Below are 13,538 nucleotides of genomic sequence, written 5' to 3' on the forward strand. Positions count from 1 at the left end.
TACGCCCATGGCGCGCACGTCTCACCGCACCACACCCCCGCCCCGCCGCACCGCCCACGCAGGAGGAACCGCATGACCGCCGGGACCGCCCCCACCCCCTCCCCCGACGTCCTCGCGGTCTTCGAGGGCGCCAAGGGCTTCATGCCGACCGGTGAGGGGCTCGCGCTGTACGCAGCCGCCACCGAGGCCGCCGCCCTCGGGCTGCCGCTGCTGGAGGTCGGCACGTACTGCGGCCGTTCCACGATCCTGCTCGCCGACGCCGCCCGCGCCGCCGGCGTCACGGCCCTCACCGTCGACCACCACCGCGGCAGTGAGGAGCAGCAGCCCGGCTGGGAGTACCACGACCCGGCGGTCGTCGACCCGGCGGTCGGCCGGATGGACACCCTGCCGTCCTTCCGCCGCACGCTCCACGCGGCCGGTCTCGAAGACCATGTCGTGGCGATCGTGGGCCGCTCCCCGCAGGTGGCCGCCGTCTGGGGCGGTCCGCTGGGCCTGGTCTTCATCGACGGCGGCCACACCGACGAGCACGCGAACGGCGACTACGAGGGCTGGGCACCGCATCTCGCCGAGGGCGGGCTGCTGGTCGTCCACGACGTGTTCCCGGACCCGGCGGACGGCGGCCAGGCACCGTACCGGATCTGGCTGCGGGCGCTGGCGTCCGGCGCGTTCGCCGAGGTCCGGACGTGTGAGTCGCTGCGTGTTCTGCGACGTACCGGCGCAGGAACCTGACGCTCCGTCCCCCACGGACTAGCATCGCCGCGTGTCGTACGACGAAAGCCCCTCCCCCGCCCCCCGCCGCCGGACCTCGCGGACCACGCCGACCATCGCGATCGCGGCCCTGGTGCCCGGCGCCTTCGCCGGATGGCTGATCTGGCAGGCCACGGGCGGGTCCGACGACGGGGGCCCGGCGCGGAGCACGAGCGCGTCATCCCCTGCCGCCGGCACGGGCGACAGCCCAGGTTCCCCCGGCCCGGAGCCGAGGCCGGCCCCCTCTCAGTCGCCCTCCCTGTCGAAGCCGGCGCCGGGCGACGACGGCGTTCCGGGGGACGCCCGGCCCGCTCCCGGCGAGGGGCCGCTCGCGGGGCGCGTCGTGGTCATCGACCCCGGGCACAACCCGGGCAACTTCAAGCACACCACCGAGATCAACAGGCTCGTGGACATCGGAACCAACCGCAAGGAATGCGACACCACGGGCACCGCGGGTAACTCCGGTTACACGGAGGCCGAATTCACCGCCGATGTTTCACAGCGCCTCCGCACTCTCCTCCGTAAAGAGGGCGCGACGGTGAAACTCACACACGAGAACGACCGCCCGTGGGGACCATGTGTGAACGAGCGTGCGGAAATCGGCAACAAGGCCAAGGCCGATGCCGTCATCTCCATCCACGCGGACGGCTCGGCCGTCGGCAACCGGGGCTTCCATGTCATCCTTCCCGCACTGGTGAAGTCGGGCGGAGCCGACACCACAAAGATCGTGGCCCCCTCGCGCGATCTCGGCGAACGCGTCGCGGGCAATTTCGTACGCACGACCGGAAGCGCTCCCTCCAATTACCTCGGCGAGGGCACGGGACTTGATGTCCGCGACGACCTCGGCGGACTGAATCTGTCGACCGTGCCGAAGGTGTTCATCGAGTGCGGCAACATGCGCGACTCCAAGGACATCGCCCTGCTGACGAGCGCCGACTGGCGCCAGAAGGCCGCGCAGGGAATGGCGGACGGCATCAGCGGTTTCCTGAAGCGATAGCCGTACGCCAGGAACGGTAGGCCTCACCGTCCGGGGAACGCAGCTCGAACAGCCGGAAACGGCAACGGATTCACAACGAAAAGACCACTGTCGATTCTTCGGCACGCTCTCCCGCAACCGTTGGAGGGCCTGTTGTGGTCCCCTCATGAGGTGGCCCGGAACCGAGAAGACGACCCGCTCGGGCAGACGATAGATTCATCCGTACGATAGGGAGCCGCCCCCGAGCTTCGCACTCCGCACCGTCGCCCTCGCGCCGGTGGCGACCGCCCCGACGAGACGATCTACGAAGGACTTTTCACGTGAACATCCGCTCCCTCACACGAGGCGATGGCGTGGTGATCGGAGCAGCGGTGGTGCTGTTCATCGCCTCGTTCCTCAGCCTGTCCAGCATCGACTGCCCGCAAGGTATCGACTGTTCGGGCTTCGACAGTGCGAACGCCTGGGACGCACTCGGTCTTCTCATGAGCATGTTCATCGCCGGCATCATCGGCGCCGCGCTCATCGTCGTCGGACGCGCCATGCCTGGCCGCAAGGTGGCCGGTCTGGACCTCGGGCAGTTCGGTGTCGCACTGACCGTCTTCGCCCTGTGGACCGCGTTCTGGAACATCATCGACGCGGACAACGCGGGCGCGGGCATGATCCTCGGCCTGCTCTCCACGATCGTGCTCGCCGCGGGCGCGGTTGCCACCCCGCTCGTTCCCGCCCTCAAGGCGCCCCTCGTCGGGGCCCCGAAGCCGCCTCAGGTCGCGTCGCCGTACGGCCAGCCTGGCCACCCCGGCCAGGGTTACGGCTACCCGGGCGCCCAGCAGGCGCCGTACGGCGGCCAGCCGGGTCAGCCGCAGCCCGCGTTCGGCGGTGCCCAGCCGGGGCAGCCCGGTCCGGGTCAGCCCTCGGCGGGCGGACAGCCGGGGGCGCCGGGTCCGACGCAGGGCGGTTCGGCCGGCGGTAACTTCGAGCCGTTCTGGTTCGCCGTGCCGGTGGCCCGTCCCCTGTACGGGGAGGACGGCTCGCCGTCTCCGATCGCCGAACTCGCGCCCGGTACCTGGTACTTGGCCGTCGAGCAGCGCGGTCCCGGCCTCATCGCCCAGACGCAGGACGGCCGTCGCGGTCTGCTCCAGGACACCTCCGGCATCCAGCGCGGCTGAGCGGCGCACGCACACCCGATTCACCGCACAGTCACGGCCCCTCGCCCTTCCGGGCGGGGGGCCGTCGGCGTGTACCGGACGGAGCGGATGGATCCGGTGGGGGTTTTACCCGCCGTTCAGCGGCAACACGGTCGTCATGGCCTCACGTCAACGCAGTGGAAGCAGCGCAGCAGCCACGGTCCTCATAGTGATCGCGGATGTCATGGCCTTCATCCTGGGCCTCTGGATTCTGATGTACCTGCTGGACGCCAACCGCGCCAACGACCTGGTGAACTTCATCCAGGACGCGGCACGCTGGCTCGCCGGCTGGTCCTACGACCTGTTCACCTTCGACGAGGCATGGGCACGGGTGGTGTGCGGCTACGGTCTCGCGGCCGTGGTGTACCTGCTCATCGGCCACGGGCTGGCCGGCCGGCTGCGCCGTATCTGACACGCTGTCAGTCACTTCGGTAACTGACGCTTCGTCAGCAGAAAGCCCCGGCAGGGCCGTTCGGCCTCAGCCGACCCGCTCGCAGCAGTCCGGCTCAAGCCCGGACGGCAGTCTCTCACCGCTGAAGACAGCCGTGGTCGCCTCGTCGCCCCCGAGCGCGGCCACGGCCAGCAGCAGGGAGGCCGCCGTCCAGCTGGTCAACTCCTCCGGCCAGAGCGCCTTCTTGCCCTCGAAGACGTACCCCGTCCAGTACATTCCGTCGTCCGCGCGCAGATGCCCGATGGACTGGAGTACGTCGAGCGCGCGGTCGGACTCACCCACCACCCAGAGCGCCATGGCGAGTTCACAGCTCTCGCCGCCGGTGACCCACGGGTTGGGCAGTACGCAGCGCACCCCGAGTCCGGGGACGACGAACTGGTCCCAGCCCTCCTCGATACGGGCCTTCGCCTGCGTCCCGGTCATCGCACCGCCGAGCACCGGGTAGTACCAGTCCATCGAGTAGCGGCTCTTGTCGAGAAACCGTTCGGGGTGCTCGCGGATCGCGTGCGCGAGCGATCCGGCCGCCAACTCCCAGTCGGGCTGGGCCTCTTCACGTTCCTCGGCGATGGCGAGCGCGCAGCGCAGCGCCTGGTGCACGGACGAACTGCCGGTGAGCAGCGCGTCGTCGACGGCGGTGCCGTCGGCCTCCCGCTTCCAGCCGATCTGCCCGCCGGGCCGCTGGAGTTCGAGGACGAACTCGACGGCGGAGTGCACGACGGGCCACATCCGGTCGAGGAACGACTCGTCGCCGGTGGCCAGATAGTGGTGCCAGACCCCGACGGCCGGATAGGCGCAGAAGTTGGTCTCGCGGCTCAGGTCGGTCGGCCGGGCGGCGTCGCCGTCGTGGTAGGCGGCGTACCAGGACCCGTCCTCGTTCTGATGCCGGGCCAGCCACTCGTACGCGCGTGCGGCCGCCTCGTGTTCGCCGGACGCGTCGAGCGCCATGGCGGCCTCGGTGTGGTCCCACGGGTCGAGATGGTGGCCGCGGAACCAGGGGATGGCACCGTCGGGGCGCTGGACCGCGAGGATGCCCGCGACCGTCTCCGCCGCCTGATCCGCGTCGAGGACACCGGGCAGGACGAGGTGTTCGGTGCGGTCGGGGCCGCGACCGGGCAAGGTCACTTGCCCTCCGCCGTCGGCAGGTGCGGCTTGGTGGCGTAGGCGACGAAGCTCTTGCCGACGACCGGGTTGAGCAGCTGCTCGGCGAAGCGGGTCGCGAACGGCTTCTTCATGATGTCCCAGACGAGCAGCTTGTGATAAGCGCGCACGGGCAGCACCTGGTCGTTGTCCACGCCGAAGGCGCACTTGAGCCACCAGTAGGGCGAGTGCAGGGCGTGCGCGTGATGGGTGCCGTACGGCCTGAGCCCGGCCTCCCGCATCCGGCCGAGGAGTTCGTCGGCCTTGTAGATACGGATATGGCCGCCCTCGACCTCGTGGTACGCGTCGGAGAGCGTCCAGCAGACCTTCTCGGGGCCGTACCGGGGCACCGTCACGGCGATCCGGCCGCCGGGCCGCAGGACCCGGACCATCTCGGCGAGTACGCCCTTGTCGTCGGGGATGTGCTCCATGACCTCGGAGATGATCACGACGTCGAAGGACTCGTCGGGGAAGGGGAGGTTCAGCGCGTCCCCCTCCATCGCGGTGGCGGTGGCGCCGGGCGGCGCCTCACCGGCCTCCTTCATCGCCGCGAACCAGGTGGCGACCTCGCGGATCTCCGCACCGTTCCGGTCGAGGGCCACGACCTGGGCGCCGCGCCGGTAGCACTCGAAGGCGTGCCGGCCCGCGCCGCACCCCAGATCGAGCACCCGGTCGCCGGCGGCGAGCGGGAAACGGGAGAAGTCCACGGTCAGCACGAGTTCCTGCTTTCGCGGTCGGGGATGGGGGTGGAAGGGAGTTGCGGGATCAGCGGGCCGCCCCCGCGCGGGCGGCGACGGCCGCGCGGTACAGCTCGGCGGTGCCCTCGGCGGCGCGCGCCCAGGTGAACCGGCGCAGCACCCGCTCACGCCCCGCGGCGCCGAGCCGCTCGCGCAACTCCCGGTCGTTCAGCAGCCTGTTGAGCGCGCCTGCGAGCGCGTCCGCGTCGCCGGGCGGCACGGCCAGACAGGTCTCGCCGTCGGCCCCCGCGACCTCGGGGATCGCGCCGCCGGTGGTGGCGACCAGCGGGGTGCCGGTGGCCATGGCCTCGGCGGCGGGCAGGGAGAACCCCTCGTACAAGGACGGCACGCACGCGATCTGCGCGCCGCGTACGAGGTCGACCAGCTCGGCGTCGGAGATGCCCTTGACGAACTGGACGGCGTCGCCGAGCCCGTATGTCTCGATGGCCCGGTAGACGGGGCCGTCCTCGGCGCGCTTGCCGACGACGACGAGATGCGCCCGGGGGTTCTCCGTACGGAGCTTGGCCAGCGCCTCGACGAGATGGACCAGGCCCTTGAGAGGGACGTCGGCGCTGGAGGTGGTGACGATCCGGCCCGGAATCTCGGGGACGGCGGGGTCCGGCGAGAACAGGTCCGTGTCGGCGCCTATGTGCACGACCTTGATGCGGTCGCGCCGTACCCCGAGATGGTCGGTGATCTCCTGCTTGGAGCTGCCGGAGACGGTGACCACCGACGGCAGCCGCCGCGCGACGCGCTTCTGCATGCGGGTGAAGGCGTACCAGCGGCGCACGGAGGCGCGGGCGAGCCGCCCGTCGGCGGCGTCGATCTCCAACTGCCGGTCGACGGTGATGGGGTGGTGGATGGTGGTGACCAGGGGTGCGCCGAGGTCGCCGAGGAGCCCGTAGCCGAGGGTCTGGTTGTCGTGCACGACGTCGAACTCGCCCCGGCGGGCGGCCAGATGGCGGCGGGCCCGCAGTGAGAAAGTGAGCGGCTCGGGAAAGCCGCCGGTCCACATGGTGGCGACTTCGAGGGCGTCGATCCAGTCGCGGTACTCGCCGCGCTTGGGTGTCCGGAAGGGGTCGGGCTGCCGGTAGAGGTCGAGACTGCCGAGTTCGGTGAGCGAGACGTCCCCGTCGAGCACGGGGTAGGGCTGGGCGCCGATGACCTCGATGTGGTGCCCGAGGCGGGCCAGCTCACGGGAGAGGTGTCGTACGTAGACGCCCTGGCCGCCGCAGAAAGGGTTGCCCTTGTAGGTGAGGAGCGCTATGCGCAGCGGCCGGTCCCCGTCCGCCGCGCCGGAGGTGCCTGCGGGCCCCGCGGGGGTACCCGCCTCTACGGCCTCAGCGGTCACTCTCGGCCCTCACTTCTCACTTCACTTTCGCCGGAGCGTAACCGCTCGCGTCAATCCGGAACAAGTTCCCGTCGGGTGGACGGAAGGGCATCGCGAGGCTCGAATCTACCGGCAGGCGGGGCCGCGAAGAGCGGCGGCCAGGGGTGATTCGCACCACGACCGGGGCGGGCGGTGCGGCGGGAGCCGGTGGGGCGGAGCGGTCGCTGACGGCCCGTCAGAGTGCCGTCGTGGACCGGCCGTCCGGCCTGCTCGTCCGGTCCGTACGGCGATTTGGGGACGAACCCGGCGCGCGGTTGGAGCCGGGAGAGGGAGCCGGACGCCGGGAGAGGCCGCGACGGCGTCCGGGCCGTCCGAAAAGGGGCCGGTAGAGTGAGCGCGTCGTCATCATGCCCGTACGGGGGGAAGCCGGTGCGAATCCGGCACTGACCCGCAACCGTGAGCCGCCCTCACCGGCGGCGAGTCGGAACACCCCGGACGCGGACGTGACCGGCTCGTGCCACCGGAAACCCCCGGTGGCCGGCACCGTCGAGGCATACGGAGCCGGAGCCTGGTGCCTCAGCGTGCCTGCCCGGTTCCCGCGTTCCCGCAGGAGAGGCCCCACCCGCCATGAACACCGTCCGCCGCCGCGCGGCGCGCAGCGCGGCAGCGTTCGCCGCAGCCGCCGTCCTGTGCGTGGCCGCCGCCCCCTCCACGGCCTTCGGCGCCCCGGCCGACGGGGCCTCCGCGGGAGGCGGGCGGGCTCCCGCAGCGCCGCCGGTCAAGCTCCCCGCCGGGATGTACGGCACCACGGACCCGACCTACGACGGCGTCTGGCGGCAGTCGCTCGCCATGCTGGCGCAGCGCGCCGTGAACGTCATGCCCGCCGATTCCGCCGTCAACTGGCTGCTGGCCCAGCAGTGCGACAGCGGCGCGTTCCCGGCCTACCGCCCCGACCCCGCGAAGCCGTGCGACGCGACGACGGTCGTCGACACCAACTCGACCGCCGCCGCCGTGCAGATACTGGCCGCGCTCACCACGTACCCCGACGCCCTGAACAACGGCATCAGCTGGCTCGCCTCCGCGCAGAACAAGGACGGCGGCTGGGGCTACAGCGCGGGCTCCCCCAGCGACGCCAACTCCACGGCGCTGGTGATAGGAGCGCTGGCCTCGGGCGGCGCCCCGGTGGGCACGAGGCTGTCGACGGAGGGCAGGTCCCCGTACCAGGCGCTGATGAGCTTCGCGATCCCCTGCGACGCGAAGGAGGGTGCCGGCGCGTTCGCGTACCAGCCGGACAAGTCCGGCAAACTGCTCCCCAACGCCGATGCCACCGCCGCCGGTCTGCTCGGTGGGGTCGGGAAGCGGATGGTCACGACGGGCGTCGAGCCCGGCGCGGCGCCGGTCTGCCAGGACCTGCGCCCGCTCACGCCGGAGCGCGTGGCGCGCAACGGCGCGGCGTATCTGGCGAAGGCGCTCGCGAAGACGGGCCATCTGGACCAGCCGCCGATGCCCGGTGCCGCGGACTCGGCGCCGCTGCCGGACTACGGCAACACGGCGGACGCCGTCGTCGCGCTGACGACCGCCGGGTACGGCAGGCAGGCGGCGGGCGCGATGACGTGGCTGGAGAAGAACTCGGCGGCGTGGGCGAAGGAGAACGGCCCTGCCGCGTACGCCCAGTTGATCTTCGCCGCGCATACGACGAGCACCGACCCGCGCGAGTTCGGGGGCACCGACCTGGTCAAGGCCCTCAACGCGACGGGGCCCGCGCCCAAGTGGATCGGACCGAAGCCGTTGACGACGGCGGAGCAGCAGAAGGTGCTGGCGGACCAGAAGGAAGAGAAGAGCAGCATGTCGGGGAACCTGTGGACGATCGCCGTCGGGCTGGTCGCCGCGCTGGCGGTATGGACGCTCTTCGTCGTACGGGCGAAGCGGCGCCAGTCATGAGGAGTGCCCGGATATCCGGGATGCTGGTGGCCGTCCTGCTCGCGTTCGCCGGCGCGCTGAGTGTGCCGGGAACGGCGCACGCGGCGGGCTACCGCTACTGGTCGTTCTGGGAGAACGACGGCGCGACGTGGACGTACGCCACGCAGGGCCCGGCCATCGCCCGCCCGGCTGACGGCACCGTCAACGGTTTCCGCTTCGCGGTCAGCGCGGACAGCCAGGACGCGGCCAAGCCCCGCCGGACCCCGGACTTCGCTTCCGTGTGCGGGTCCACGCCCGCGAAGCCCGGCGTCAAGCGCGTCGCGGTCGTCGTCGACCCGGGTACGCGGGCGGACGCCCCGGACGGCGAGACACCGCCGGCGCCGCTGGCCGAGTGTGCGCGGGTGGACGCCGACGCGACGAGCGCGGACGCGCTGGCGGCGGTGGCAAAGCCACTGCGCTACAACAGCGACGCGCTGCTGTGCGGGATCACCGGCTATCCCAGGTCGGGCTGCGGCGAACAGATCTCACCCGCCGCGACCCCAACGGCTTCCCGCGCCACGGGCGCGCTCCAGAAGCCCGCGGACGACGAGGACACTCCGACGCTCGGCATCCTGGCCGGAGCCGCGGCGGTCCTGGCCCTGGCGGCAGCCGCCACCTGGCAGGCCCGCCGTCGCCGCGCCTGACGGCCCGCCCCTCGGGGACACCCGCGGGGGCCGGGCCGGGGCCGAGGGCACGGGCGGGGCGCTGTCGGGCGCGGGTCGCGACCCCCGCGACCGCACCACGCGCGCGGACAGCGAACGCACCGACTGCGACAGGGACGACCCTGCGCGCGGCGCGCCCGTCGACGCGGGCGTCGAGCGCGATCGGGGCGCCGGGCGGGTAGCCCGGCCCCGGACCCGGCTCCCCCTCCGCGCGCCCCAGGCGACCCGCAGCAACGCCCTTCACGCCGGGGCGTGGTGGGTGTGGGCCCTGGGGCTGGGAGTGGGGGCCTCGCGGACCAGTAATCCGTTGGTGCTCGGGCTTCTCGTCGGGGTGGCCGGATACGTCGTCGCCGCGCGGCGGACCGATGCGCCGTGGGCACGGTCGTACGGGGCCTTCGTCAAGCTCGGGCTCGCCGTCATCCTCGTCCGGCTCGTCTTCTCCGCCTTCCTCGGCTCGCCGATCCCCGGCTCGCACCTGATCGTCACCCTGCCCGAACTGCCCCTGCCCGGCTGGGCGAAGGGCATCCGGATCGGGGGGCGGGTGACGGCCGAGCAGTTGGTGTTCGCGCTGTACGACGGGGCCAAGCTCGCCACGCTCCTGATCTGCGTCGGCGCCGCGAACGCGCTCGCGAACCCGGCCAGACTGCTCAAGTCCCTGCCGGGCGCCCTGTACGAGGCGGGTGTCGCCGTCGTCGTCGCCATGACCTTCGCGCCGAACATGGTCGCCGACGTCCTGCGCCTGCGTACCGCCCGCAGGCTGCGCGGCCGGTCGACCGGCGGTGTGAAGGCCGTCCTCCAGATCGGACTGCCGGTCCTGGAGGGCGCGTTGGAACGGTCCGTCGCCGTCGCCGCGTCGATGGACGCGCGGGGTTACGGCCGGACGGCCGCCGTACCGCCCGCCGTCCGGCACACCACCACCGTCCTGACCCTCGGCGGTCTGCTGGGCGTCTGCGCCGGCACGTACGGGCTCCTCGCCGCCGAAGGCGCCACCTACGGTCTGCCGCTCCTCGGCATCGGGGTCCTCGCGGCCGTCTCCGGGCTGTGGCTCGGCGGGCGCCGTTCGGTCCGGACCCGCTACCGCCCCGACCTGTGGGGCGTCCGGGCGTGGCTGGTGGCCGGGTCCGGTGCTGCCGTGGCCCTGCTGATGATCCGGGCGGGCGCGTACGACCCGGAGGGCCTGCACCCCGGTGTCGTACCGCTCGTGGCCCCCGGTCTGCCGCTCTGGCCCGCCGCGGGCATCCTGCTGGGCCTGCTGCCGGCCTTCGTCGCGCCCCGGCCCGCCCTCACGAACAAGGAGAAGACCCGGTGATCCGGTTCGAGCAGGTGTCGGTGACCTATGCCGACGCCCCGGCCCCCACCCTCCAGGGGGTCGATCTCACCGTCCCCGAGGGTGAGTTGGTGCTGCTCGTCGGCCCTTCCGGTGTCGGCAAGTCCACTCTGCTCGGCGCGGTGTCCGGACTCGTCCCGCACTTCACCGGCGGCAGACTGCGCGGCCGGGTCACCGTCGACGGCCGTGACACCCGCACCCACAAGCCCCGCGAACTCGCCGATCTCGTCGGCACGGTGGGCCAGGACCCGCTCGCCCACTTCGTCACCGACACGGTCGAGGACGAACTGGCCTACGGCATGGAGTCATTGGGCCTGCCCCCGGACGTGATGCGGCGCCGCGTCGAGGAGACCCTGGACCTGCTCGGCCTGGCCGAGCTGCGCGACCGCCCGATCGCCACCCTCTCCGGCGGCCAGCGGCAGCGCGTCGCGATCGGCTCGGTGCTCACCCCGCACCCCAAGGTGCTGGTCCTGGACGAACCGACCTCCGCCCTCGACCCGGCCGCGGCCGAGGAGGTACTGGCCGTGCTGCAACGGCTCGTGCACGACCTGGGGACAACGGTGCTGATGGCCGAGCACCGGCTGGAGCGGGTCGTGCACTACGCGGACCAGGTCGTCCTCCTCCCCGGGCCGGGCGAGGCGCCAATCGTCGGCGGGCCTGAGGAGATCATGGCCGTCTCCCCCGTCTTCCCCCCGGTGGTGGCGCTCGGCAGGCTCGCCGGCTGGGACCCGCTGCCGCTGTCCGTGCGGGACGCCCGCCGCCGCGCGAGCGACCTGCGCGCCCAACTCGCCGCAACGGTGCCCCCGTTGGCCGCCGCCCCGGCCCCACCACCCGTCTCGCCGACGGCCCGGCCGGGCACTCCCCCTACCGCTCTCGCCCGTCTGCTGCACCGCCGACCGCAACCCACGCCAGCCACCGACGTCACGGCCGTCACCCACCTATCCGTCCTTCGCGGACGGATCGAGGCGCTGCGCGGCATCGACCTCACCGTCACCCCCGGCGAGACCGTCGCGCTCATGGGCCGTAATGGCGCGGGCAAGTCCACCCTGCTCGCCACCCTCGTCGGCATGGTCGAGCCCTCGTCCGGCTCCGTCACCGTCGGCGGGCGCACCCCGCACCGCACGCGTCCGCGCGAGCTGATCCGCCAGGTCGGGCTCGTCCCGCAGGAGCCGCGCGACCTGCTGTACGCGGACACGGTCGCCGCCGAGTGCGTGGCGGCGGACGCCGACGCGGGCGCCCCGCCCGGCAGTTGCCGGGCGCTGGTGGACGATTTGCTGCCGCACGTGCCCGACGCGACGCACCCGCGCGATCTGTCCGAGGGGCAGCGGCTGGCCCTGGCGCTGGCGATCGTCCTGACGGGCCGGCCGCCACTGCTGCTCCTGGACGAGCCGACGCGCGGTCTGGACTACGCGGCGAAGGCCCGCCTCGTGGACATACTGCGCGCGCTCGCCGCCGAGGGGCACGCGATCGTGCTGGCCACCCACGACGTGGAACTCGCCGCCGAACTCGCCCGCCGGGTGGTGATCCTGGCGGACGGCGAGATCGTCGCCGACGGCCCGACGCCCCAAGTGGTCGTCTCCTCACCGGCGTTCGCCCCGCAGGTCGCGAAGATCATGGCCCCGCGGGAATGGCTGACGGTCTCTCAGATCCGAGAGGCCCTCGCGGCCGGTGCGGCGGCGGAGGACCCGGCATGAGCGGCACGCCCCGGGACCCCCAGGCCCGCGCCGTACGCCTCGGCCCCCGTTCCGTCGCCGCGCTCGCCCTCGTCAGCGCGATCGGGGTGATCGCCTTCGGCTGGCCGCTGCTCGCCGACTCCGCCTCCGGGCTCGCCCACTCCCAGGACGCGCCCTGGCTCTTCGCCGTGCTGCTCCCGCTCCTGGTGGCCGTCGTCGTCGCGACGATCGCCGACTCCGGTCTGGACGCCAAGGCGGTCGCGATGCTCGGCGTGCTCGCCGCCGTCGGCGCCGCGCTGCGTCCTCTGGGCGCCGGCACGGCCGGTCTGGAGCCGATGTTCTTCCTGATGGTCCTCAGCGGCCGGGTGCTGGGGCCCGGCTTCGGCTTCGTCCTCGGCTCGGTCACGATGTTCGCGTCCGCCCTGCTGACCGGCGGCGTCGGGCCGTGGATGCCGTTTCAGATGCTGTCGATGGGCTGGTTCACGATGGGCGCCGGGCTGCTCCCGGGCGCGGACCGGCTGCGCGGGCGCGGTGAGTCGCTGATGCTCGCCGCGTACGGGGCCGTCGCCGCCTTCGCGTACGGCACGATCATGAATCTCCAGGGCTGGACCTACATCGGCGGGCTCTCCTCCGGGATCTCGTTCCGGCCGGGGGACCCGCTCCACGAGAATCTGGTGCGCTTCCTCGCGTACTGCGCGGCGACGTCCTTCGGCTGGGACCTGGGACGGGCCGTGCTCACCGTCGTACTGACTCTGACGATCGGCGCCACGGTCCTCAAGGCGCTGCGCCGGGCGACGCGGCGGGCCGCGTTCGACGCGGAGATCACGTTCGAGGATCCGGGGAGGAGGATTCCAGATCGAGCTCCCCCACCGTCTCGTCCCCGCTGGTCTCCCCCGTCAGCCTGAACCCGAGCCCCGCGTAGAAGCCTTCGGGCCCGTCGTCGCCGGGTTGCCAGGTGACCGTCAGGCGGGTGCCACCGCGGCGACGGATCTCGGCCGCGACGGCATCGACCGCGAAGCGGCCGTAGCCACGCCCCTGTTCACCGGCCGCGATATTGAGGCGCCACAGTTCCGACCGGAGGTCCTTGCCCGCGCCGTCGCCCGTCCTCTCACCCCCGGCCTCGTCCGCGAAGTCCACGTCGAAGAAGGCCATCAGGAAGCCCACGACCCGGTCCCCGTCGAGGATGAGACGGGGCCAGGCCATGTCCGGATGGACGTACGCCTCGGCGAGGGACTTCACGACCGGGGCGACCAGACGGTCCTGGTCGGGGCGGACCCGCACGCCGATCGCGGCGTCGAAGTTGCCGGGGGTGATCTTCTCCAGCCGGAGCGTCGTCGTCATACGGAAACGATAGG

The 13,538-nt window shown here is 72.5% G+C and carries 13 protein-coding genes and 1 riboswitch; of the genes, 9 read left to right on the top strand and 4 right to left on the bottom strand.

Annotated features, from left to right (window positions below; all coding sequences use genetic code 11):
* Positions 1 to 72: 72 nt before the first annotated feature.
* The 4 genes from ACIBBB_RS08810 to ACIBBB_RS08825 all read left to right on the top strand — a co-directional run bounded on the left by ACIBBB_RS08810 (position 73) and on the right by ACIBBB_RS08825 (position 3,319).
* Entirely contained in the window at positions 73 to 729 is a 657-nt protein-coding gene (locus tag ACIBBB_RS08810) for a class I SAM-dependent methyltransferase (RefSeq protein WP_398980275.1), read from the top strand.
* 31 nt (positions 730 to 760) lie between these two features.
* Positions 761 to 1,744: an N-acetylmuramoyl-L-alanine amidase gene (locus ACIBBB_RS08815; protein WP_398980277.1), complete on the top strand. Its 984-nt coding sequence runs from the start codon at positions 761 to 763 to the stop codon at positions 1,742 to 1,744.
* 299 nt (positions 1,745 to 2,043) lie between these two features.
* A complete protein-coding gene (locus ACIBBB_RS08820; RefSeq protein ID WP_398980279.1) occupies positions 2,044 to 2,889 on the top strand; it encodes a hypothetical protein in 846 nt (281 codons plus the stop codon).
* Between the two features lie 136 nt (positions 2,890 to 3,025).
* Positions 3,026 to 3,319 carry a hypothetical protein gene (locus tag ACIBBB_RS08825; protein WP_189108137.1) on the top strand — a complete coding sequence of 98 codons (294 nt, stop codon included), beginning with the start codon at positions 3,026 to 3,028 and terminating at the stop codon, positions 3,317 to 3,319.
* 66 nt (positions 3,320 to 3,385) lie between these two features.
* Here the strand turns inward: ACIBBB_RS08825 and ACIBBB_RS08830 are convergent, their stop codons facing one another.
* The 3 genes from ACIBBB_RS08830 to ACIBBB_RS08840 are packed head-to-tail and all read right to left on the bottom strand — an operon-like array spanning position 3,386 to position 6,583.
* The gene (locus tag ACIBBB_RS08830) at positions 3,386 to 4,474 is read right to left on the bottom strand and encodes a prenyltransferase/squalene oxidase repeat-containing protein (RefSeq protein ID WP_398980758.1); all 1,089 of its coding nucleotides are present in this window, start codon (positions 4,472 to 4,474) and stop codon (positions 3,386 to 3,388) included.
* A 2-nt stretch (positions 4,475 to 4,476) separates the two neighbouring features.
* The gene (locus tag ACIBBB_RS08835; RefSeq protein WP_398980281.1) at positions 4,477 to 5,211 is read right to left on the bottom strand and encodes a methyltransferase domain-containing protein; all 735 of its coding nucleotides are present in this window, start codon (positions 5,209 to 5,211) and stop codon (positions 4,477 to 4,479) included.
* Positions 5,212 to 5,260: 49 nt separating this feature from the next.
* Complete coding sequence (locus ACIBBB_RS08840) at positions 5,261 to 6,583, bottom strand: glycosyltransferase family 4 protein (RefSeq protein ID WP_398980283.1); 1,323 nt, start codon at positions 6,581 to 6,583, stop codon at positions 5,261 to 5,263.
* Positions 6,584 to 6,981: 398 nt separating this feature from the next.
* Positions 6,982 to 7,054: riboswitch (cobalamin riboswitch) on the top strand.
* Positions 7,055 to 7,189: 135 nt separating this feature from the next.
* Between ACIBBB_RS08840 and ACIBBB_RS08845 the strand changes: the two genes are divergently transcribed.
* The 5 genes from ACIBBB_RS08845 to ACIBBB_RS08865 all read left to right on the top strand — a co-directional run bounded on the left by ACIBBB_RS08845 (position 7,190) and on the right by ACIBBB_RS08865 (position 13,088).
* Complete coding sequence (locus ACIBBB_RS08845; RefSeq protein ID WP_398980285.1) at positions 7,190 to 8,503, top strand: prenyltransferase/squalene oxidase repeat-containing protein; 1,314 nt, start codon at positions 7,190 to 7,192, stop codon at positions 8,501 to 8,503.
* Positions 8,500 to 9,165 (top strand): SCO2322 family protein, encoded by a 666-nt coding sequence (locus tag ACIBBB_RS08850; protein WP_398980287.1) that lies wholly within the window; start codon positions 8,500 to 8,502, stop codon positions 9,163 to 9,165. Before ACIBBB_RS08845 ends, ACIBBB_RS08850 begins: the two co-directional genes overlap by 4 nt.
* Positions 9,166 to 9,493: 328 nt before the next feature.
* The gene (locus tag ACIBBB_RS08855) at positions 9,494 to 10,492 is read left to right on the top strand and encodes an energy-coupling factor transporter transmembrane protein EcfT (protein WP_398980289.1); all 999 of its coding nucleotides are present in this window, start codon (positions 9,494 to 9,496) and stop codon (positions 10,490 to 10,492) included.
* Positions 10,489 to 12,204 (top strand): ABC transporter ATP-binding protein, encoded by a 1,716-nt coding sequence (locus tag ACIBBB_RS08860; RefSeq protein WP_398980290.1) that lies wholly within the window; start codon positions 10,489 to 10,491, stop codon positions 12,202 to 12,204. Before ACIBBB_RS08855 ends, ACIBBB_RS08860 begins: the two co-directional genes overlap by 4 nt.
* Entirely contained in the window at positions 12,201 to 13,088 is an 888-nt protein-coding gene (locus tag ACIBBB_RS08865) for an ECF transporter S component (protein ID WP_398980292.1), read from the top strand. Before ACIBBB_RS08860 ends, ACIBBB_RS08865 begins: the two co-directional genes overlap by 4 nt.
* Here ACIBBB_RS08865 and ACIBBB_RS08870 read toward each other — a convergent pair.
* On the bottom strand, positions 13,006 to 13,524 hold the full coding sequence (locus ACIBBB_RS08870; protein ID WP_398980294.1) for a GNAT family N-acetyltransferase: 519 nt from the start codon (positions 13,522 to 13,524) through the stop codon (positions 13,006 to 13,008). The two genes, ACIBBB_RS08865 and ACIBBB_RS08870, sit on opposite strands and share 83 nt — an antisense overlap.
* Positions 13,525 to 13,538 lie beyond the last annotated feature (14 nt).

The sequence above is a fragment of the Streptomyces sp. NPDC051217 genome, from assembly GCF_044455465.1.
Lineage (GTDB): Bacteria > Actinomycetota > Actinomycetes > Streptomycetales > Streptomycetaceae > Streptomyces.

What these genes read in the sequence shown, in the direction of transcription:
- ACIBBB_RS08865 (WP_398980292.1), top strand. Translation starts at nt 12,201, where the DNA reads ATGAGCGGCACGCCCCGGGACCCCCAGGCCCGCGCCGTACGCCTCGGC.
- ACIBBB_RS08810 (WP_398980275.1), top strand. Translation starts at nt 73, where the DNA reads ATGACCGCCGGGACCGCCCCCACCCCCTCCCCCGACGTCCTCGCGGTC.
- ACIBBB_RS08850 (WP_398980287.1), top strand. Translation starts at nt 8,500, where the DNA reads ATGAGGAGTGCCCGGATATCCGGGATGCTGGTGGCCGTCCTGCTCGCG.
- ACIBBB_RS08825 (WP_189108137.1), top strand. Translation starts at nt 3,026, where the DNA reads ATGGCCTCACGTCAACGCAGTGGAAGCAGCGCAGCAGCCACGGTCCTC.
- ACIBBB_RS08870 (WP_398980294.1), bottom strand. Translation starts at nt 13,524, where the DNA reads ATGACGACGACGCTCCGGCTGGAGAAGATCACCCCCGGCAACTTCGAC.
- ACIBBB_RS08845 (WP_398980285.1), top strand. Translation starts at nt 7,190, where the DNA reads ATGAACACCGTCCGCCGCCGCGCGGCGCGCAGCGCGGCAGCGTTCGCC.